We start from the raw sequence: 20291 nt of genomic DNA, 5'->3' as shown, positions 1-20291 counted from the left end.
CCTTGGGCGGATGCGTTCCGGGATCTTCCGGGACCACGCATCCGTGTCCCGGCTCGGCGTTCCCCTGTTGCGTTCCGCTTCATCTGTCGTCATCGACAGGCCCCGGAGTCCGTGCCCGAAGAGGCAGGAGGACCCGGTGGCCACCGCAGCCGATATCACCGCCATGCGGCGAGCGATCACGCTCGCGGCCCGCGGACTCGGCTCCACCAGCCCCAACCCGGTCGTCGGGTGCGTGATTCTCGACGCCGCCGGACAGCCGGCCGGTGAGGGCTTCCACCGGCGCGCCGGTGGGCCGCACGCCGAGATCCACGCCCTGCGCGAGGCCGGCGAGCAGGCCAGGGGCGGCACCGCCTACGTCACCCTCGAACCCTGCAACCACACCGGACGCACCGGCCCCTGCGCGCAGGCGCTCGCGGCAGCCGGTGTCGAGCGGGTGGTGTACGCCGTCGGTGACCCGAACCCGCAGGCCGCCGGAGGCGCCGACACCCTGCGTGCCGCCGGGATCGAGGTGGAGCAGGGCCTCCTCGCCGAAGAGGCCGAGGCGGGCAACGCCGCCTGGCTGACCTCCGTGCGGCTCAGCCGCCCGTACGTCCTGTGGAAGTACGCGGCCACCCTCGACGGCCGGATCGCCGCCGCGGACGCCACGAGCCGCTGGATCACCTCCGCCGAGTCCCGCGCCGACGTCCACCGGCTGCGCGCCGAGGCCGACGCCGTCGTGGTCGGTTCCGGCACGGCCCGCACCGACGACCCCCAGCTCGCGGTACGCGGCATCGAAGGCGCCGACCAGCCTCTCCGTGTCGTCGTCGACACGGGCGCCACCGCCGTACGACCCGGCTCCCGGGTGCTCGACGGCACGGCACCCACCCTGATCGCGGTCGCCGGCGACGCCGACACCGCGCACCTCCCCGAAGGCACCGTGCTCCGGCTGCCCCGCGCCGCCACCGGCCCCGGCCTGGACATCCCGTCCCTGCTCACGGCCCTGCACAGGCGCGGGATCCGCTCCGTACTCCTCGAAGGCGGACCCGTCCTCGCCGGTTCCTTCGTCGCCGCGGGAGCAGTCGACAAGGTCGTCGGCTACCTCGCTCCGGTCCTCCTCGGCGCGGGCCCGGCAGCCCTCGCCGACGCCGGAATCTCCACCATCTCCCAGGCGTTGCGCCTCGACGTGACCGAGACCGTCCGTATCGGCCCCGATCTGCGCATCACCGCCGTCCCCGTCCCTGCTCGGAAGGGAAACTGAGTGTTCACCGGAATTGTCGAAGAACTGGGTGAGGTCACCGCCGTCGAGAAACTCGGCGACGCCTCCCGCTTCCGACTGCGCGGCCCCGTTGTCACCGAAGGCGCCAAGCACGGCGACTCCATCGCCGTCAACGGCGTCTGCCTCACCGTCGTGGACCTCGGCGAACACGAGTTCACCGCCGATGTGATGGCCGAGACGCTGAGCCGCTCCAGCCTCGGAGCGCTCGAGACCGGCTCCCGGGTCAACCTGGAGCGCCCCATGGCGCTCGGCGGCCGGCTCGGCGGACACATCGTCCAGGGCCACGTCGACGGCACGGGCCGCATCATCGAGCGCAAGATCTCCGAGAACTGGGAGATCGTGAAGATCTCCCTGCCCGCCGATCTCACCCGTTACGTGGTGGAGAAGGGCTCGATCACCGTCGACGGCGTGAGCCTGACCGTCGTCGACGCGGGCCCTGACTACTTCACCATCAGCCTCATCCCCACCACCCTCGCGCTGACCACTCTGGGCGTGAAGGAGCCCGGCGACCCGGTCAACCTCGAAGTGGACGTCATCGCGAAGTACGTCGAGCGGCTGCTCGGCGGGAACGCGCCGGAATCCGGAGGGCCGGTCGCATGAGCGCCCTGGACTGGCTGAACTCGGAGGCGTTCACCGCCTTCGGCCAGCACATCATCTGGTCGGACCTGATCGGCAACACGATCGGTCTGACAGCCCTGGCCCTCGGCTGGCTCCGCTCGGTCTGGACCTGGCCCGCCCAGCTCCTGTCCGGCGTCGTCCTGATCGCCGCCAACGTCTCCGTGCAGCAGGCGGGCAGCGTCGGCAAGCAGCTGATCGTCGTCGCCGTCGCCGTATGGGGCTGGCAGCAGTGGACCCGCGGCAGGCAGCAGGACGGTTCCATCGCCGTGCGCTTCGCCACCTGGCGCGAGCGTGCGTACCTGGCGGGCGGCGCCGCGGTCGGCACCCTCGCGGTCGGCTGCCTGTTCACCGCCTTCCCCTCGCTCTCCTGGAGCCCGTGGGCGGACGCGTACATCTTCGCCGGCACGCTCGTCGCGATGCTGGCCCAGGCCCGCGGCATGGTCGAGTTCTGGTTCGCGTGGCTGCTCGTCGACCTCGTCGGCGTACCGCTCAACTTCCACAGCGGACTCGCCTTCTCCGGTCTCATCTACGTCGTCTACGGGGCCCTCGTCCTGTGGGGCATGCGCGACTGGTGGCTGCGTACGCGGTCACCCGCTCTGGAAGGAGCCACGGCATGACTGCCCAGCCCACCTGGTTGCACGACCGTACGGCCGAGGACCTGTCCCTCGACCCCGTGGAGCAGGCGATCCGCGACATCGCCGCCGGCCGGCCCGTCGTCGTCGTCGACGACGAGGACCGCGAGAACGAGGGCGACCTCGTCATCGCCGCCGAGAAGGCGACCCCCGAGATCGTCGCGTTCATGATGAGCGAGTGCCGTGGGCTGATCTGCGCGCCCATGGAGAACGACGAGCTGGAACGGCTCGAACTCCCGCAGATGGTCGACAACAACACCGAGTCGATGAAGACCGCCTTCACCGTCTCCGTCGACGCCTCGGCCGCCCATGGTGTGACCACCGGGATCTCCGCAGCCGACCGGGCCACCACGCTGCGGATGCTGGCGGGCGGCAGGGCGGGCGCCGGCGACTTCGTCCGGCCCGGCCACATCTTCCCGCTGCGCGCCCGCTCCGGTGGTGTCCTCGTCCGCAACGGCCACACCGAGGCCGCGGTGGACCTCGCCCGCCTCGCCGGGCTGCGGCCCGCAGGCGCCATCGTCGAGATCGCCGGCGAGGACGGGGTGATGCTCAGGCTGCCCGACCTCGTCCCGTTCGCACGCAAGCACGGACTGACGATCATCTCCATCGAGGACCTGATCGCCTACCGGCGCAGCTCGGAACCGACCGTCCGCCGTGAGGCCGAGGTACGCCTGCCGACCGCGTTCGGCGCGTTCACCGCGTTCGGCTACCGCTCCACCGTCGACGGCGTCGAGCACGTGGCACTCGTCCACGGGGACATCGGTGACGGCCAGGACGTCCTCGTCCGGGTCCACTCCGAGTGCCTGACGGGGGACATCTTCCAGTCCCAGCGCTGCGACTGCGGCCCCCAGCTGCACGCCTCGATGGAACGCATCACGACCGAGGGCCGCGGCATCGTCGTCTATCTGCGCGGTCACGAGGGACGCGGCATCGGCCTGCTGTCCAAGCTGCGCGCGTACGAACTCCAGGAGCGGGGCTCCGACACCCTCGACGCCAATCTCGAGCTCGGCCTGCCGGCCGATGCCAGGGACTACGCGGCGGGTGCCCAGATCCTCGAGGACCTCGGCGTCCGCACGCTCCGGCTGATGACCAACAACCCCGACAAGACCGCCGCGCTCGTGCGGCACGGGCTCGGGATCACCGGGCGCGAACCCATGCCCGTCCAGGCCGGCGAACACAATCTGCGGTACCTGCGCACCAAGCGGGACCGCATGGGGCACGACCTGCCCTGGCTCGACGCGGTCACCGCGTCGACCTGCGGCAACCAGTAAGCACAGACGAACAGTAGGAGAGACATGAGCGGCAAGGGCGCACCCGAACTGTCCGTACGCAACTGCGGTGACCTGCGGGTGGCAGTGATCGCTGCGCAGTGGCACGAGAAGGTCATGGACGGACTCGTCGACGGGGCACTGCGCGCCCTGCACGACCTGGGCATCGACGAACCGACCCTGCTCCGGGTCCCCGGCAGCTTCGAGCTCCCGGTGGTCGCCAAGGTCCTCGCGGGACGCGGTTACGACGCGATCGTCGCCCTCGGAGTGATCATCCGCGGCGGCACCCCCCACTTCGAGTACGTGTCCCAGGGCGTCACCAACGGCCTCACCCAGGTCACCGTCGACACCGGCGTCCCCGTCGGCTTCGGCGTCCTCACCTGCGACACCGAGGAGCAGGCGCTGGACCGGGCGGGACTCGAGGGTTCCAACGAGGACAAGGGGCACGAAGCGGTCACCGCCGCCGTCGCCACCGCGGCCACGCTGCGCACCGTCAGCGAACCCTGGCGCTGAGAGAGGGTCCGGGACCCCGTATTCTAAGGACCATCATGGCGAACAAAACCTTCGAAGAGCTCTTCGCCGAGCTGCAGCTCAAGGCCGCCAACGGCGACCCCTCCACCTCCCGCACCGCCGAACTGGTGGACAAGGGCGTGCATGCCATCGGCAAGAAGGTCGTCGAGGAGGCCGCCGAGGTCTGGATGGCCGCCGAGTACGAGGGCAAGGAAGCCGCCGCCGAGGAGATCTCGCAGCTGCTGTACCACGTCCAGGTGATGATGGTCGCCCGCGGAATCTCCCTCGACGACGTCTACGCCCACCTCTGAGCACAGCCCCGCACGTTCCCGGAACTCCCTCCGTACAAAGGAAACCTGACCTCATGCTGCGCATCGCCGTCCCCAACAAGGGTGCAATCTCCGGGCCTGCGATGGCGATGCTCCATGAGGCGGGCTACCAGCAGCGCAAGGAGTCGAAGGAACTCGTCCTGGTCGACCCCACGAACGAGGTCGAGTTCTTCTATCTGCGGCCGCGCGACATCGCGATCTACGTCAGCTCCGGCCGCCTGGACATCGGCATCACCGGCCGCGACCTGCTGCTGGACTCCGGTGCCGACGCCGAGGAGATCCTCCAGCTCGGCTTCGCCCGCTCCACCTTCCGCTACGCCACGAAGCCCGGCACGGCCACCGGCCCGCAGGACTTCGACGGCATGACGGTCGCCACCTCCTACGAGGGCATCGTCGCCAAGCACCTCGCCGAAGTGGGTGTCAAGGCCTCGGTCGTGCACCTCGACGGCGCGGTCGAGACGGCCATCGAGCTCGGTGTCGCCCAGATCATCGCCGATGTGGTGGAGACCGGCACCAGCATGCGCAACGCCGGTCTGGAAGTCATCGGCGAGCCGATCATGTCCTCGGAAGCGGTCGTGATCCGTCGCAAGGGCGCCCCCGCCGACGAGCCCAAGGTGGAGCAGTTCCTGCGCCGCCTGCAGGGCGTCCTGGTCGCCCGCAGCTACGTGATGATGGACTACGACTGCCGCGTCGAGCACCTGGAGCGCGCCGTGGCCCTCACCCCGGGCCTCGAGTCGCCGACCATCTCCCCGCTGCACCACGAGGGCTGGGTGGCCGTCCGCTCCATGGTCGCCGCCAAGGAGGCGCAGCGGATCATGGACGACCTGTACGAGCTCGGCGCCCGCGCCATCCTCACGACGGCCATCCACGCCTGCCGCCTCTGACGGCCCGGACCGACCAGCGCACACCGAAGGACGACAGTCTCATGTCCGCCCCCGCGTCCCGGACCGAACTCCCCGCCCTCCCGGTCACCTTCAGGCCCACCCTCACCCGGGTGGTCCTGCTGACCGTGGGGGTGGCCATGTTCGTCGTCATCACCGTCGTCGCACTGATCCTCGAACACCTGAGCCCGGGGGAGCGGACCAGCTTCGTCTTCGTCGCGCTGCTCTTCCTCGGTGTGCTCGCCCTGCTCAGCAGGCCGAAGATCGTCGCCGACGAGGCCGGGGTCAGGGTGGTCAACATCACCCGGACCCGCCGACTGGCCTGGGCGGAGATCCTGCGCGTCAATCTGCGGGCGGGCGACCCCTGGGTCTTCCTCGACCTGAGCGACGGCACCAGCATGCCCGCCCTCGGCATCCAGCCCGGAATCGCCAGGGAACAGGCCATTCGTGACGCACGGACACTCCGCGCGCTCGTGGAATTCACACGGCACCGGAACGGACGACGCCACGGAGAACGTCTGAGCCCTCTGCCCCGAAGAGCCGCATCTTGATTACTCTGGAGGGCGGCGGCGCCTCGAGCGCCCCGCCCCGCACCAGAGGCCCACGGGCCGGCGGGGCATTCCTGCGACCCAAGGAGTGACTCCCTCCAGCAATGGACGGATCGTCCGGTAGTACCTGCGCCGCCCTCTCCCCGGAGGCGGCGGCATGACAACCCCCCTGCTGCTTCTCAGCGCGGCATTCCTTCTCATCCTCGCCAACGGATTCTTCGTGGCAGCCGAATTCGGGCTCGTCACGGTGGACCGGCCGGACGCCGAACGCGCCGCCGCCGAAGGCGACCGCCGGGCCCGCACCGTCGTCGCGGCCCTGCGTGAACTCTCCTTCCAGCTCTCCGGCACCCAGCTCGGCATCACCATCACCTCGCTGGTCGTCGGCATGCTGGCCGAACCCGCGCTCGCCCAGCTGCTCGCCGGACCGCTCACCGCCACCGGACTGCCCGCAGGCGCCGTCCCCGGTGTGAGCGTCGTGATCGGCATGCTGCTCGCCTCCGCCGTCCAGATGGTCATCGGCGAGCTCGTACCGAAGAACTGGGCGGTCTCCCGGCCGCTCCAGGTCGCCCGGTTCGTCGCCGGTCCCCAGCACCGGTTCGCCACCCTCCTGAGGCCGGTGATCACCGTGCTGAACACCGTGGCCAACCGGCTGGTACGGCTGCTGGGCGTCGAGCCCACCGATGAACTGGCCTCCGCGCGGACCCCCGGCGAACTGGTCTCGCTCGCCCGCCACTCGGCAGAGGCCGGCATCCTGGAGCAGGACACCGCCGATCTCTTCGTACGGACCCTGTCGCTCGCCGGTCTCACCGCGCAGCACGTGATGACCCCGCGGGTGAAGGTCAGCGCCCTGCAGTCGTCGGCGACCGCCGCGGACGTCCTCAACCTCACCCGGGCCACCGGGCTCTCCCGCTTTCCCGTCTACCGGGACCGCATCGACGAGGTCGTGGGGATGGTGCATCTCAAGGACGCCCTCGCCGTCCCCGCCCAGGACCGGCTCCGGACCCCGGCGGGCCGGATCGCCGTACCGCCGCTCCTGGTACCGGAGACGCTTCCCGTCGAGCAGCTGCTCCGGCAGCTGCGCAACGAGCAGCCGATCGCCGTCGTGGTCGACGAGTACGGGGGCACCGCCGGTGTCGTCACCCTCGAGGACATCATCGAGGAACTCGTCGGCGAGGTGAGGGACGAGCATGACGCGGAAGGCGCCGACCGCCCCGAGCTGACGTCCGTCGTCACCGACGACGGACGCCCCGGCTGGGACGTGGAGGGAAGCTGCCGGGTACTGACATTGCTGCGGATAGGCCTCGACGTGCCCGAAGGGCCGTACGAGACCGTGGCAGGACTGGTCGCCGATTTGCTGGGACGCATCCCCGCTCCCGGTGACCGGGCCGAGCTGCCCGGCTGGCGGATCTCCGTCCGCCAGGTCGGCCACTACCGCGCCGAGCAGGTGCGCTTCGTGCGGCTGACGGGCGCGGCGGAACCGGTGGCGCACGAGCCCGTCCGTGCACTGGCGGAGGCTGTGCGATGAGTCTCGTCCAGTTGCTTTTCGCGGGGCTCCTGGTGCTGGCGAACGGCTTCTTCGTCGGCGCCGAATTCGCTCTGGTGTCCGTGCGTCGCAGTCAGATCGAACCCCTGGCCGCCAACGGGTCGAGCAGGGCGGGGAAGGTGCTGTACGGCCTGGAGAACCTGCCGCAGATGATGGCCGCCGCACAGTTCGGCATCACGGTCTGCTCGCTCACCCTCGGCGCCGTCGCCGAGCCGACCGTCGCCCATCTCCTGGAGCCGGTCTTCCACGCGGCGCACATGCCCGAGGGACTCATCCACCCCCTCGGCTACGCCCTGGCCCTCGTCTCCGTGATCTTCCTCCATCTCGTCATCGGCGAAATGGTCCCGAAGAACCTGGCGATGGCCGCTCCCGAGAAGACCGCGATGTGGCTCAGCCCCGGACTGGTCGGCTTCGCCCGGCTCTGCCGGCCGGTCACCTCGGCGCTCGGAGCGTGTGCCCGGCTCGTGCTCCGGCTCTTCAAGGTCGAGCCGAAGGACGAGGTCGAGTCCGTCTTCACCAGCGAACAGCTCAACCGGCTGGTGGAGGACTCCGGACAGGCCGGACTGCTCGAACCCGAGGCGCAGGAACGGCTCGGGGACGCACTGGAGCTGGGCAGCCGGCCCGTCACCGACGTGCTGCTCGACCGGGCGTCCCTGGTGACGGTGGATCCGTCCGTCACCCCGCGCCAGGTCGAGGAGCTGACCGTACGGACCGGCTTCTCGCGCTTTCCTGTCCGTGCGGAGGGCGGCGGCCCCTTCATGGGATATCTGCACGTCAAGGACGTCCTCGAGCTGGAGGACGGCGAGCGTGCCGTCCCGCAGCAGATCTGGCGCCCGATGGCGACCGTGCGGGCGGAACTCCCGCTGGACGACGCCCTGACCGTGATGCGCCGCGCCGCGACGCATCTGGCCCAGGTCGCCGACGCCACGGGCAAGGTGCTCGGCCTGGTCGCCATGGAGGACGTCCTGGAAAAGCTCGTCGGTGAGGTCCGGGACCCGGCGCACCGCGTCTCGGTGCCCCGCCGCACGGTGAAGGTGCCGACGGAGCGCAAGGCCATGGCCCCACTGGGCTGACGGGTCATTCACCACCGCACGGAACCGGCTCGGCGCCGGGAGGGCACCCGCCCCCCGGCGCCGGGGGACCCGGCGCCCTGCTGCTCACAGCGCCCCTGGCTCCGGCTTCCCGCGGTCCACCGGACCCCGCCCGGAGAGCACTTCGCCGTACGCCTGCATCAGGTCCGGCAGCCGGAGCGTGGCCAGATCGTCCCGGGTCGGCGCGACCGCGTAGCCGGAGAGCCGCAGATCGCGATAGGCGCAGCTCTTCTCGTACAGGGTGCGGAGGAAGCGGCCGTTACCCAGCTCGTCGATCCAGCCCTGGTCGACCACGTGCCCGCTGATGCTGCGCAGCTCGTCCAGCGACTCCTCGTCCCAGACGTCGCCGTTCTCGGCGGCCAGCACCCCGCCGATCGCGGTGAGTTCCAGAGGGCGGTAGCTGGGGAAGTCCACCCGGGTCGTGAAGCGTGAGGAGAGACCCGGATTGGTGGAGAGCAGCCGGTCCATGCCCTCCGGATAGCCCGCGAGGATGACCACGAGATGGTCCCTGTTGTCCTCGGCCCGCTTGAGCAGGACCTGCAGGGCCTCGTCGCCGTACGCGTCGCCCTTGCTGTAACCGGAGTTGGAGAGGCTGTACGCCTCGTCCACGAAGAGCACCCCGCCGAGCGCCGAGTCGATCAGCTCATTGGCCTTCACCGCCGTCTGGCCGAGGAACTCACCGACGAGATCGGACCGCTGGGCCTCCACCAAGTGGTCACCGCCCAGGAGGCCGAGCGCGTAGAACACCCGGCCGAGAATGCGCGCGACCGTGGTCTTGCCCGTCCCGGACGGCCCGGAGAAGACGAAGTGACGCTTGGGCGGCTGCACCGGAAGACCCTGCTCGGCGCGGAGCCGCGCCATGTTGAGCTGCGCGGACAGAGCCTTGACCTGGCGCTTCACGGGTTCGAGTCCCACCATGCGCTCCAGCTCCGCCAGGGCCTCGGCGAGCAGCGCCGGATCGCTCGGCCCCGAGGGGAAGGCGGCGGGCGCGGGCTGTCCCGCGGACTTCTCCCTCACCCCGTCGGCACGCGGAGCCGAACCGGCTCCGGGCAGGTCCTGCGGGTCCCCGCCGAGCCAGGGTTCGCGCCCGTCCACCAGACCGGTGTCCAGCAGCGAGTCCCCGTCGGCCTGGGCCTCCGTGCCCGTGCCGTCCGGGCCGAAGCCGGTCATCGACACCGCGGCCAGATCGGCCGCCTCGTCGTATCCGTCCCCCTCGGAGATCGCCGCGAGCCGGGCGGAGGTGTCCATGAAGGCGGGGTCCACGCGATGCACCGCCCGGTACAGCGGAAGCGCCGCCGCGCTACGCCCGGTGCCCTCATGGGCCCGCGCCAGCCAGTAGCGCAGCTCCTTGCGCTGCGGTTGCTCGCTGCGGCAGCGCATCAGGGCGGCGGACAGCAGTGGCTCCGCATGCCCGTACATCTCCAGGCGCACCCGTGCCATCCCGCCGAAGAGCCCGGCCTCGATGCCGAGCAGTGGATCGTCGACCAGCTGCTCCGTGGTGCGTACGAGCTGCTCCCAGTCCTTGACCAGGTAGGCGCGGCAGGCGTGGAGGAACCGCACATGCGGATCCGTGTCGATCGGGGGAAGGCCCGCCAACGCCCGGTCCAGCTCGGGTACGTGACGGCCGTCCAGCCAGTGCGAGGCGTGCGCGAGAAGCAGGTCGCGCGGGCTCTCGAGCACCGGTTGCACCCACCAGCCCAGCCAGTACCAGGAGTTGAGGGTGCGTCGATGGCGCGCCCGTTGCTCGCCGAACCGGTCTCGATGGCGGTACATGCGTAAGAGCGCGGTGGTGGTGTCGATCCGCAGGGCGTGCAGGCCGAGCCAGCCGTCCGCCATGCCGGGGTCGAAGCGCACCGCACTTCGGAATTCCTCTTCGGCCTGCGGGTACGCACCCATCGTGTAGGCGTCCACGCCGCGCAGCCACGCAAGGTCGGCGGGGGCTTGTGAGCCCTGCGTGCCGATGTCCATCAGGTCCCCCACAAACCGTGCCCCCAGAATGTCCCGCCCGCACAGCATGCCCATCGGAGCGTGCCGAATCACTGCGTCGGGGACGGGAATTGACCGCACCGAGATGCATCGTACCTGTACAGGGAGTGAGCAGCGAAGGGCGTAACCGGCGCATCGGAGTCGTGACCCAGTGTGAGCGGAACGCGTCACCGGGCGGCCGGAAACGGCTGCCCGAGGGCAGAACGAAGCCCCCGATCACGGGGGAACAACCGGGGGCTCCGCGTCTGTGAGGGCTCCGAAAAGCCGCACATCGAGAACGTAAGACCTGTACGGCCCCTCGGTCAAGCCGAGTTGGGGCACGCCGGGAGCGAATTCCGACTGCTCGGTATGGCGACCCTCAACCTTCACTGTGCGTGATGATGTGACGCGTTCCCGCTGTCGCGTGAGGCGCTTCCAGCCACGCGTACCCCTCGGGCAACTGCCGTATCACCGCATCCGCGAAGGGGTACGAGGGGTCGTGGGCGAAGTGCTCGAGTTCCGCGACGGTCCATCCGTCCCAGAATTCCGAGAGCGCGGGGCCGTCGCGACGGCGGCCCCGCTCCCAGGACCTGCCGCTGTCCCCTTCGAGCCACAGCAGCTCCGCCAGGAAGGGGCGCACCGCGCTCCGGCCCGCGCCCACCCCCTCGATCAGCATCACCGGGGCGGGCGGCAGTGCCCGCTGCGGCCCGAAGCACCGGCCTGTCCAGTCGTACGGGGCGTAGTGCGCCGTCTCTCCGCGCGAGAGCGGGCCGAGGACCTGCGCCCGCAGCCGGCCGGTCCAGGCGAAGAGCTCGCCATGGGTGGCGAGGTCGTCCAGATGCAGCACGGGGGCGTCGTCCAGGGCTGCGGCCAGCCGGCCCGCGAAGGTCGTCTTGCCCGAGCCCGCGTGTCCGTCGACCGCGATCAGCCGCACCGGCCCGCAGGACGGGGCCAGGGAGCGCAGGCGGCGGGCGTGGTCCGCCAGGTCGTTCATGTCTCCAGCCTAAGGGCTGTCCCGCACCCCGGCCGGAGCCCTCGCAGGTCACGCCAGTGGACCAGACCAATATTGATCACGCGACGCGGCGCGAATCGCTGGCCGGATCCGGTCCGGACCCGCAATAGTTGGCGCACCGCTCGGCATCCGCAGCCCCATATCCGCTCACGACAGGGGGTCTCGCCCATGACCAGACCGACTTCACGCAGAACCGTGCTGACCGCCGCGCTCGCGGCCGGCGCAGGCGCGGTGTCCGCCGCAGGCTCCGCCGCAGCCGCTCCCGCCCGCACCTCTCCCACCCCGGCGGTCGCCTCGCTCGTCGACAACCGTTTCTGGAACACCTACACCGACTGGCGCTTCGGTACCTCCGAGGGCACACGCGCCGTCGCCGGCCGCAGGCCGGGTCTCGTGATCTCGACCCCCGCCGGGACCACCGACTACGCCGACCCGCACACGGGGAGGACCACCACCTGGGAGTACGCGACCTGGACCTCACCCGTCCACCGCTCCACGGTGCCGGCCACCGAGGTGATCGCCTCGTGGAACGCCCGCACCCCGGCCGGTACATGGATCCAGATCGAGCTGCGCGGCCGGTACTCCGACGGGACCGACACCCCCTGGTACGTGATGGGCCGCTGGGCCTCCGGCGACGCGGACATCCGCCGGACCTCCGTCGACGACCAGACCGACGACAGGAGCACGGTCTGGACCGACACCTTCTCGGTGGACGACGCCGCGAGCGGGCTGCGGCTGGTCTCGTACCGGCTGCGGCTCACCCTCCACCGGACCCCGGGCAGCCGTCTCACCCCCACGGTCCACCGCGTCGGCGCGATGGCCTCGGACGTCCCGGACCGCTTCACCGTCCCGGCCGCCGCGCCGGGGCTCGTCCGCGAACTGCCGGTGCCCCGCTACTCGCAGAACGTCCACGTGGGGCAGTACCCCGAGTACGACAACGGTGGCGAGGCCTGGTGCAGCCCGACCTCCTCGCAGATGATCATCGAGTACTGGGGGCGCAAGCCCACCGCGGACGAGCTGTCCTGGGTCAAGCCGGGGCTCGCCGACCCCCAGGTCTGCCACGCGGCCCGCTACACCTTCGACTACCAGTACGAGGGCTGTGGCAACTGGCCCTTCAACGCCGCATACGCGGCCACGTACAAGGACATGAACGCGGTCGTCACCCGGCTCGGGTCGCTGGGCGATCTGGAGAAGCTGGTCGGTGCGGGCGTGCCGGTCATAACGTCCCAGTCGTTCCTCGAGACGGAGCTGACCGGGGCGGGCTACGGCACCTCCGGCCATCTGATGACCGTCATCGGCTTCACGGCCGACGGCGATGTGATCGCCAATGACCCCGCCTCGCCGGACAACGGGGCCGTGCGGCGCGTCTACCTTCGGCGAGAGTGGGAGAACATCTGGCTGAGGACGAAGCGCTACGACGCGAACGGCGCGGTCAGGAGCGGTACGGGCGGGGTCTGCTACGTCTACTGGCCGACGGACCCGACACCGGGTCAGCAGCGGGTTCTGAGGTCGCTGGGCCTGGCCTGAGCGGGGAACCCCACGGCCGCCTCGACGACCTGACGGCAGTGCTCCCGGCCGTCCTGGGCGAGGTGGCCGTACGGGGTCCACCGTGACGTCGACCCGGCGAAGTCCCAGGCGTTGATGTCGACTGGGGCCCGCTGGGTGCCGGCTCGGCCGGATGCACCCAGCGGTTGCGACGCGGGCCGATCGCTCTCGTCAGTAGCCGACCGAGAAGGTGGCGTCCGCCCTGTCGGTGGCGGTCACGACAGGGTCTATCCGCAGGGTGTAGTCGGAGTGCCGGACGTAGCGGGTCGGGTTGTTGTGTGAACGGAAGGACGCCCAGGAGGCATCGGCGAGGCCGGCGACCCGGTGGAAGGTCGCGTCCGCTGCGAATCCGGCCGTGCCGTCACTCTCGTCGAGGCGCAGCGCGTAGTTGAAGTGACGCAGGTAGCGGGTCGGGTAGTTGACCGACTGGAAGGACACTCCGGAAGCGTCGGCGAGGCCGGGTACCAGCTTCCACTGCGAGTCGGGGTACGGGTCGAACGGGTAGGTGTCCAACCGCGCGATCAGGTTGGCGTGGCGTACGTACCGGTCCGGGAAGTTGTAGGACTTGAGCCGGTTCCAGGCGGGTGCTCCCCACCGCGTCACGAGATTGCTGTGCTGGCCGGCGGTGATGGCGGCGATGGTGCAGTGTTTGGCGTTGAGGGGGTGGGTGTAGAGCCGCTGGTCGACGGGGGTCCAGCTGCCGGCGGCGAGATCGTTCGTCTGCCAGGCGTAGAGGACGCCGTTCGGCGTGTACGTGTCGCCCCACAGGTACCAGGTGTTCGAGGTCAGGGACTTCACCAGGGTGGGCGCCTCGGTGCCACCGTGGGCGAGCGAGGTGCCGAAGGGAACGAAGCTTCCCGGGTTCAGCGACGTGGACCGAGCCCCGGTCAGACCGCCGGTGGCGCTGTTCTTGAAGAACAGGTAGTTGACGCCGTTCACCCCCACCGCCATGTCCCCGTCGATGACGTCGTATCCCGGGTCGAAGAAGACCTGCGGTGCGGAGACCGTCAGGAAATCCGTCGTGTAGTTGACCATGATGACGCTGTGCCCGGTCGAGTTCACCGACGAGTAGATGAGGGCGTACTGGCCCCGGGAGGCGTCCCAGAAGGCTTCCGGGGCCCAGCTGTGGGTGGCCATGCCGTGCAGCTTCGGGCGCCGGTAGTTGGTGAAGGTGCGCAGGTCGGCGGAGTCCCAGACATGGATGTACTGGCTGTTGTAGCCCCAGTCGGTGCCTTTCAGATCGGTGGCGAGAACCACGAAGGCGCCGTCCTGCTTACGCAGGATGAACGGGTCGCGCAAGCCGCCGGCGCCCGCGGTGGGGGTGACCACCGGTGCGTTCTGGTTCAGCGGCATCCAATTCAGGGAGTCGGTGCTGACAGCCAGGTGGAGGCCGTAGTCGTTTCCGTTGTTCAGTGGTGATTCGGTGAAATAGCCCATGACGTATGCAGAATCGGCGGCGTGAGCTGTCCGGGCCCCTAGGGACACATCGGCGGCCAGAGCCACAGAAGTGGCTGCGGCGGCGCCGAGAAATGAACGGCGCGAAAGGGCTCGGGGGCGGGTGGGAATGCTCATCGGAACTCCGGTTTCTCGCTGGAGGCAGGGGTCTGGGGCGAGCTGAGGGAGTGCAGGTGCGGAGTGCGAAGTGACATATTGGTCGCGTGTTCGGCATCTCGAACCCAGTTCGGTTGGGCGGTCAGAAATTAGGGGCCCGCCGCTGCGACGTCAACGCCTGTGACGTAATTTCTTGCGCCTGCCGTTGCCGTCTCATCTGCTCCGCCCTCACGTCACCGAAAGGCGTCCTGGGAGTTGACTCCGCATTGCCCGGCACTTATGGTTCCGGCGACATCTGGCATGTGTTCGATATTCCGAACCTCGCGTGCCTCTCTTCACCTTTCCACGCAGAGGAAAGAAATAGCCCAAGGCAGGAACTGGCGTTTCCGTATTTCCGTACATGAGGCTCCTTCGAAGGTCTCTCAGGCCGGATCGGCTGCGTGTTCTCCCCGTTGGGCCCCCGCAGCCACGCTGCCGCGGGACAGGACCGCATCGGCAGGGTGGATCGAGAAGTGACTCGCCCGCCGCCGGTCGCGCCACGACCACAGCCTCTGCGCAGATGAGGGCCGGGGCGGGTCCCGCACCCGCCCCGGCCCCCTACTGACCGCACCGTTCTCGTCGCACGCCCCGATCAGGTCGTTCCCCTGCGCGACGGGGCGGCTCCGGCGGCGTCACAACCCCAGAGCAAGGCGGTGATATGCCTGGTTCCAGCGCAGTTCGCGCGTGAACTGCCGCACGTTCGTCGCCCCGTCGATGACAGCGAGTTCCATGCGGAGCATCTCGGCCAGATCGTCCAGGTGCTCCGTGGTGAGCGCGGTGCTCAGCACGGTGTGGTGCGGGCCGCCGGCCGTGAGCCACGACTCGGTGGAGGTACGCAGGTCGGGGCGGGGCTGCCAGACGGCGCGGGCCACAGGAAGGGCGGGCAGGGGCTCGGCCGGGGACACGACGTCGATGTCGTTGGCGACCAGGCGGAAGCGGTCCCCGAGGTCGGCCAGACCTACAACGACGCCGGGGCCCGGGGCGGCGTCGAACACCAGACGTACGGGGTCCTCGCGGCCGCCGATGCCCAGCGGATGGATCTCACAGCTGGGAGTGCCGGTCGCGATCGTCGGGCAGACCTCGAGCATGTGCGCGCCCAGGATGACTTCGTTGCCGGGCGTGAGGTCGTACGTGTAGTCCTCCATGAAGGACGTTCCGCCGGGGAGGCCCGCGGCGGCGACCTTGAGGGCGCGCAGCAGCACGGCGGTCTTCCAGTCGCCCTCGCCTCCGAAGCCGTAGCCCCGGGACATGAGGCGTTGCACGGCAAGACCCGGGAGCTGGCGCAAGCCGCCGAGGTCCTCGAAGTTGGTGGTGAAGGCCTCGAACCCGCCCTCGTCGAGGAAGGTGTTCAGACCCACCTCGATACGGGCCGCGTAGCGGAGCGACTCGTGCCGTTCGCCCCCGGTGCGCAGCTCCGGTGCGAGGTGATAGGTGTCGTCGTACTCCTTGACCAGGGCGCTGACCACTGATTCGTCCGCGCTGTCGACCACGTCGACGAGGTCGTTGACGCCATAGGTGTTGACGGACACCCCGAAGCGGAGCTGCGCCTCGACCTTGTCGCCCTCGGTGACGGCCACGTCGCGCATGTTGTCGCCGAAGCGGGCGACCTTGAGCGTGGCGAGTTCGGAGCGGGCGGCTGCGGCACGGGCCCAGGTCGTGACCCGGGCGACCGTCAGGGGATCGGTGACATGGCCGGCCACGGTCTTGCGGGCCACCCCGAGGCGGGACTGGATGTGCCCGAACTCGCGGTCGCCGTGGGCGGCTTGGTTGAGATTCATGAAGTCCATGTCGATGGTGGCCCAGGGCAGGGCGACGTTCGACTGGGTGTGGAGGTGGAGCAGGGGCTTGCGCAGGGCGTCCAGGCCGGAGATCCACATCTTCGCGGGGGAGAAGGTGTGCATCCAGGCGATGAGGCCCACGCAGCGATCGTCACTGTTCGCCTCGAGACACATGCGCCGGATCGAGGAGGCCTCCGTCAGCACGGGCTTCCACACGATGCGCGCCGGGAGGTCGCTCGCGTCGGCGAGAGCAGCGGCGATCTGCCCGGACTGCTCGGCCACCTGGTGCAGGGTCTCCTCGCCGTAGAGGCCCTGGCTGCCGGTGAGGAACCAGATCTCGTGGATGGATGATGCGGGGCTGGACACGGGAGCTCCTGGAGGTAGTCGTGTACGTGGTGGGGCCGCGCGCAGAGCGTTGCGGGCGTCGTGGCCGTTGTCAGAGGGAGGCGATCGCGTTGTTCCGTACGTTCCTCAGGCGGTGCAGGAGGTCGCCGGTGCCGAAGTGGTCGTGCAGCAGCCGGTATTCGGCGAACAGCGCGTCGTAGGCGTCGGCGCGCGCGGAGTCGGGCGTGAAGGCGTCGCGCTTCAGGCTGCCCATGGCGGCTGTCGCGGTACGCACGTCAGGGTGCGCTCCCGCGGCGACGGCGGCGTGGATGGCCGAGCCGAGTGCCGGTCCCTGCTGGGAGGCCGCGAGGGAGACAGGACGGCGCAGTACGTCGGAGTAGATCTGCATGAGCAGTTGGTTCTTGGCCAGTCCGCCGGCCACGATGAACTCGTTGACCGGGACGCCGCCGCTCTCCAGCGTCTCCACGATGACGCGGGTGCCGAAGGCGGTGGCTTCCAGGAGCGCGCGGTAGACGTCTTCGGGCCGGGTGGCCAGGGTGAGTCCCACGATGACACCGGAGAGGTGGTGGTCGACGAGCACCGAACGGTTGCCGTTCATCCAGTCCAGGGCCACCAGCCCATGGCCCCCGACCGGCTGCCGAGCCGCTTTGCGGGTCAGCAGGGTGTGCAGATCCTCGCCCAGGGACGCCGCCTCTTCGAGGTACTCCGCCGGGACGCCCTGGCGAAGGGCCCAGGCGAAGATGTCGCCGACCGCGCTCTGCCCCGCCTCGTAGCCGTAGGTGCCCTCCACGATGCCTCCGGCGACGACACCGCAGATCCCGGGGACGTCGGCCAGCACGGGAGCATTGACGACATGGCAGGTGGAGGTGCCCATGATGGCCAGCAGACGGCCGTCCTCCACGGCTTGGGCGGCCGCCGCGGTCACATGGGCGTCGACGTTGCCGGCCGCGACGGCGATACCGGCGGGAAGACCGGTCCAGTCGGCAGCCCTGGCGGACAGTGATCCCACACGGGAGCCGAGTGCGGACAGAGGGAACTCGAGCCGGGTCCGGGCGAAGTCCGAGAAGCGTGGGTCCAGGCCGGCCAGGTACTGCTCGCCGGGGTAGGAGCCGTCCTGGTAGATGCCCTTGTACCCGGCGGTGCAGGCGTTCCGCGACTCCGCACCGGTGAGCTGCCACACGATCCAGTCCGCCGCCTCGATCCAGCGGGCACACGAGTCGTACACCTGCGGGTCCTCCTCCAGGACCTGCAGGGCCTTGGCGAACTGCCATTCGGCCGAGATCTTGCCGCCGTACCGCGAGATCCACTGCTCGCCCCGTGCGTGAGCGAGATCGTTGATGCGGTCGGCCTGTCCCTGTGCGGCGTGGTGCTTCCACAGCTTCGGCCAGGCGTGAGGGCGGTCGGCGAGCCCCGTCTCGGCCAACGGGGTCCCGTCCGCAAGCGTGGGAAGCACGGTGCAGGCGGTGAAGTCGGTGGCGATGCCGATGACCGAGACGGGATCGACGCCTGCCGCCGCGACAGCCGCCGGCACGGCGTGGCGCAGGACGTCGACCCAGTCCTGGGGGTGCTGCAGGGCCCAGTCGGGCGGCAGTGATGCGCCGGTGCCGGGCAGATTCCGGTCGATCACCCCGTGCGGATAGTCGTGTACCGCGGTGGCCAGCTCCGCTCCGTCCCGCACGCGCACCACCACGGCGCGGCCCGACAGAGTGCCGAAGTCGACTCCCACGGTGTACTGCTCGGAGCTCTCGGAGCTCTCGGAGCTCTCGGAGCCCTCGGAACGCGGGGGTACGGGGGACGCGGGGGGATGGGGTGACGTCACCAGGGGTGCCTTTCGAGGAAGTTGTTCAACAGCAAGCGGCCGGCAGGAGGGCGGCGACTCGTGTGGGCCCAGGGAGCGGGCTTGCTCGACACTCGAAGTGTGAGCGCTAACAATCGTGAAATCAAGAGTCGCGCGCTGCCGGCGCCTCTCGCGCGGGAGGTGACCGTGCGTGCCGCCGGTCGAGACGTGGGGCAAATGTTGTCCGGTTATGGGTAAATGGTGCTGATCTGCTCGGCAGTTCCATGTCCTGTGTGCGTCACGGCGAGCCTTGTGGCGGTGCAGTTGCCGACGGAGAGGAGGTCGGTCGACCCGAGGCATGGAGCAAGATAACGGAAAAGTAACGCGCGTCAAGGGATTGAGATGTTGAGCTGTTAGCGCTCACAATGCTGCGGCACCCACCCTTCGAGGCGGGCCTGTCGGTACTCGTTCCTGCTGCCGGCTCCACTGCTCGAACAGGGCTCAACTCGCCTGCGGAGACCGCCTCGTGGTCGCGCCGACGTGAATTTCGTGTATCCCGAAAGGACACCCATCATGGCTCGCAGAGCTGCCTTTGCCGTCAGCATCGCCCTCATCGCGTCCTCGGCGCTGACCGCCTGCTCCACGGAGAACCCCGCATCCGGATCCGCGGGCGCCGGCGGGGGCGGCTCCGACGGCAAGATCGTGCTCGGCTTCGCCCAGGTCGGCGCCGAGAGCGGGTGGCGTACCGCCAACACCAAGTCCGTCCAGGAGGCGGCGAAGAAGGCCGGCATCACCCTCAAGTTCTCCGACGCGCAGCAGAAGCAGGAGAACCAGATCAAGGCGATCCGCACCTTCATCCAGCAGAAGGTCGACGTCATCGCCTTCTCGCCGGTGGTGGAGTCCGGCTGGGACACCGTCCTGAAGGAGGCCAAGGACGCCGGCATCCCGGTGATCCTCACCGACCGTGCGGTGGACAGCAAGGACTCCTCGCTCTACAAGTCCTTCCTGGGCTCGGACTTCGTCAAGGAGGGCAAGTCCGCCGGTGAGTGGCTGACGGCGGAGTACGAGGGCAAGGACGCGCCGGTCAACATCGTCGAACTCCAGGGCACCACCGGCTCGGCGCCGGCCAACGACCGCAAGGCCGGCTTCGCCGACGTCATCAAGGGCGACGACAAGTTCAAGATCACCGCCTCGCAGACCGGCGAGTTCACCCGCGCCAAGGGCAAGGAGGTCATGCAGGCCTTCCTGAAGTCCCAGAAGGACATCGACGTCCTCTACGCCCACAACGACGACATGGCACTCGGCGCGATCCAGGCGATCGAGGAAGCGGGCAAGAAGCCGGGCACCGACATCAAGATCATCTCGGTGGACGGGATCAAGGACGCCTTCGTCGCGATGGCCGCAGGCAAGATCAACGTCGTCGTCGAGTGCAACCCGTTGCTCGGTGACCAGCTGATGGAGCTGACCAAGAAGGTCGCAGCGGGGGAGGACGTGCCGGCCCGCGTGGAGACCGAGGAGGGAGTCTTCCCCCAGGCCGAGGCCGAGGCCGCACTGCCGACCCGTAAGTACTGACGCACGTCCGACCGGCACGGAGGAGGCCCCGACGC

General features: G+C 69.6%; 17 protein-coding genes. 12 read left to right on the top strand and 5 right to left on the bottom strand.

The features are described 5' to 3' along the window. Positions 1–136 precede the first annotated feature (136 nt). The 10 genes from ribD to OG844_RS05880 all read left to right on the top strand — a co-directional run bounded on the left by ribD (position 137) and on the right by OG844_RS05880 (position 8657). Positions 137–1237: a bifunctional diaminohydroxyphosphoribosylaminopyrimidine deaminase/5-amino-6-(5-phosphoribosylamino)uracil reductase RibD gene (gene ribD / locus OG844_RS05925; protein ID WP_406388588.1), complete on the top strand. Its 1101-nt coding sequence runs from the start codon at positions 137–139 to the stop codon at positions 1235–1237. After that, the gene (locus OG844_RS05920; protein WP_406388586.1) at positions 1238–1855 is read left to right on the top strand and encodes a riboflavin synthase; all 618 of its coding nucleotides are present in this window, start codon (positions 1238–1240) and stop codon (positions 1853–1855) included. Further along, positions 1852–2490, top strand: a complete 639-nt coding sequence (locus OG844_RS05915) for a nicotinamide riboside transporter PnuC (RefSeq protein WP_406388585.1) — start codon at positions 1852–1854, stop codon at positions 2488–2490. Before OG844_RS05920 ends, OG844_RS05915 begins: the two co-directional genes overlap by 4 nt. Then, positions 2487–3776, top strand: a complete 1290-nt coding sequence (locus OG844_RS05910; RefSeq protein WP_406388584.1) for a bifunctional 3,4-dihydroxy-2-butanone-4-phosphate synthase/GTP cyclohydrolase II — start codon at positions 2487–2489, stop codon at positions 3774–3776. The genes OG844_RS05915 and OG844_RS05910 overlap by 4 nt, the downstream gene beginning before the upstream one ends. Positions 3777–3800: 24 nt before the next feature. Continuing rightward, positions 3801–4286, top strand: a complete 486-nt coding sequence (gene ribH, locus OG844_RS05905; RefSeq protein ID WP_307128077.1) for a 6,7-dimethyl-8-ribityllumazine synthase — start codon at positions 3801–3803, stop codon at positions 4284–4286. A 35-nt stretch (positions 4287–4321) separates the two neighbouring features. Next, positions 4322–4594, top strand: a complete 273-nt coding sequence (locus tag OG844_RS05900) for a phosphoribosyl-ATP diphosphatase (RefSeq protein WP_056787177.1) — start codon at positions 4322–4324, stop codon at positions 4592–4594. 53 nt (positions 4595–4647) lie between these two features. After that, positions 4648–5496 carry an ATP phosphoribosyltransferase gene (hisG, locus tag OG844_RS05895; protein ID WP_328908993.1) on the top strand — a complete coding sequence of 283 codons (849 nt, stop codon included), beginning with the start codon at positions 4648–4650 and terminating at the stop codon, positions 5494–5496. A 41-nt stretch (positions 5497–5537) separates the two neighbouring features. Beyond that, entirely contained in the window at positions 5538–6044 is a 507-nt protein-coding gene (locus OG844_RS05890) for a PH domain-containing protein (protein ID WP_406388582.1), read from the top strand. A 154-nt stretch (positions 6045–6198) separates the two neighbouring features. Continuing rightward, positions 6199–7566 (top strand): hemolysin family protein, encoded by a 1368-nt coding sequence (locus OG844_RS05885; protein ID WP_406388581.1) that lies wholly within the window; start codon positions 6199–6201, stop codon positions 7564–7566. After that, positions 7563–8657, top strand: a complete 1095-nt coding sequence (locus OG844_RS05880) for a hemolysin family protein (RefSeq protein ID WP_406388579.1) — start codon at positions 7563–7565, stop codon at positions 8655–8657. Before OG844_RS05885 ends, OG844_RS05880 begins: the two co-directional genes overlap by 4 nt. 84 nt (positions 8658–8741) lie before the next feature. Here OG844_RS05880 and OG844_RS05875 read toward each other — a convergent pair whose 3' ends face one another. Beyond that, the gene (locus OG844_RS05875) at positions 8742–10643 is read right to left on the bottom strand and encodes an AAA family ATPase (protein ID WP_406388578.1); all 1902 of its coding nucleotides are present in this window, start codon (positions 10641–10643) and stop codon (positions 8742–8744) included. Positions 10644–11019: 376 nt separating this feature from the next. Further along, a complete protein-coding gene (locus tag OG844_RS05870; protein WP_406388577.1) occupies positions 11020–11634 on the bottom strand; it encodes a uridine kinase in 615 nt (204 codons plus the stop codon). Between the two features lie 186 nt (positions 11635–11820). Between OG844_RS05870 and OG844_RS05865 the strand changes: the two genes are divergently transcribed. Beyond that, complete coding sequence (locus OG844_RS05865) at positions 11821–13176, top strand: peptidase C39 family protein (RefSeq protein WP_406388576.1); 1356 nt, start codon at positions 11821–11823, stop codon at positions 13174–13176. 189 nt (positions 13177–13365) lie between these two features. On the opposite strand, the gene OG844_RS05860 is transcribed toward OG844_RS05865, so the two are convergent. The 3 genes from OG844_RS05860 to araB form a co-directional block, all read right to left on the bottom strand. Further along, complete coding sequence (locus OG844_RS05860) at positions 13366–14766, bottom strand: glycoside hydrolase family 43 protein (protein WP_406388574.1); 1401 nt, start codon at positions 14764–14766, stop codon at positions 13366–13368. Positions 14767–15416: 650 nt separating this feature from the next. Next, the gene (gene araA / locus OG844_RS05855; protein WP_406388572.1) at positions 15417–16928 is read right to left on the bottom strand and encodes an L-arabinose isomerase; all 1512 of its coding nucleotides are present in this window, start codon (positions 16926–16928) and stop codon (positions 15417–15419) included. Positions 16929–16998: 70 nt separating this feature from the next. After that, positions 16999–18633 (bottom strand): ribulokinase, encoded by a 1635-nt coding sequence (gene araB, locus OG844_RS05850; protein WP_406396014.1) that lies wholly within the window; start codon positions 18631–18633, stop codon positions 16999–17001. Positions 18634–19257: 624 nt separating this feature from the next. Between araB and OG844_RS05845 the strand changes: the two genes are divergently transcribed. Further along, positions 19258–20256: an ABC transporter substrate-binding protein gene (locus tag OG844_RS05845; RefSeq protein ID WP_406388571.1), complete on the top strand. Its 999-nt coding sequence runs from the start codon at positions 19258–19260 to the stop codon at positions 20254–20256. Positions 20257–20291: the final 35 nt, after the last annotated feature.

It is taken from the genome of Streptomyces sp. NBC_00887, assembly GCF_045207585.1.
The sequence above is the reverse complement of the archived record's forward strand: the minus strand, read 5'-3'. Positions and strand labels throughout refer to the sequence as shown.

What these genes read in the sequence shown, in the direction of transcription:
- OG844_RS05885 (WP_406388581.1), top strand. Translation starts at nt 6,199, where the DNA reads ATGACAACCCCCCTGCTGCTTCTCAGCGCGGCATTCCTTCTCATCCTC.
- OG844_RS05875 (WP_406388578.1), bottom strand. Translation starts at nt 10,643, where the DNA reads ATGGACATCGGCACGCAGGGCTCACAAGCCCCCGCCGACCTTGCGTGG.
- hisG (WP_328908993.1), top strand. Translation starts at nt 4,648, where the DNA reads ATGCTGCGCATCGCCGTCCCCAACAAGGGTGCAATCTCCGGGCCTGCG.
- OG844_RS05860 (WP_406388574.1), bottom strand. Translation starts at nt 14,766, where the DNA reads ATGAGCATTCCCACCCGCCCCCGAGCCCTTTCGCGCCGTTCATTTCTC.
- OG844_RS05910 (WP_406388584.1), top strand. Translation starts at nt 2,487, where the DNA reads ATGACTGCCCAGCCCACCTGGTTGCACGACCGTACGGCCGAGGACCTG.
- OG844_RS05880 (WP_406388579.1), top strand. Translation starts at nt 7,563, where the DNA reads ATGAGTCTCGTCCAGTTGCTTTTCGCGGGGCTCCTGGTGCTGGCGAAC.
- OG844_RS05900 (WP_056787177.1), top strand. Translation starts at nt 4,322, where the DNA reads ATGGCGAACAAAACCTTCGAAGAGCTCTTCGCCGAGCTGCAGCTCAAG.
- OG844_RS05890 (WP_406388582.1), top strand. Translation starts at nt 5,538, where the DNA reads ATGTCCGCCCCCGCGTCCCGGACCGAACTCCCCGCCCTCCCGGTCACC.
- ribH (WP_307128077.1), top strand. Translation starts at nt 3,801, where the DNA reads ATGAGCGGCAAGGGCGCACCCGAACTGTCCGTACGCAACTGCGGTGAC.
- OG844_RS05870 (WP_406388577.1), bottom strand. Translation starts at nt 11,634, where the DNA reads ATGAACGACCTGGCGGACCACGCCCGCCGCCTGCGCTCCCTGGCCCCG.
- OG844_RS05845 (WP_406388571.1), top strand. Translation starts at nt 19,258, where the DNA reads ATGGCTCGCAGAGCTGCCTTTGCCGTCAGCATCGCCCTCATCGCGTCC.
- OG844_RS05865 (WP_406388576.1), top strand. Translation starts at nt 11,821, where the DNA reads ATGACCAGACCGACTTCACGCAGAACCGTGCTGACCGCCGCGCTCGCG.
- OG844_RS05915 (WP_406388585.1), top strand. Translation starts at nt 1,852, where the DNA reads ATGAGCGCCCTGGACTGGCTGAACTCGGAGGCGTTCACCGCCTTCGGC.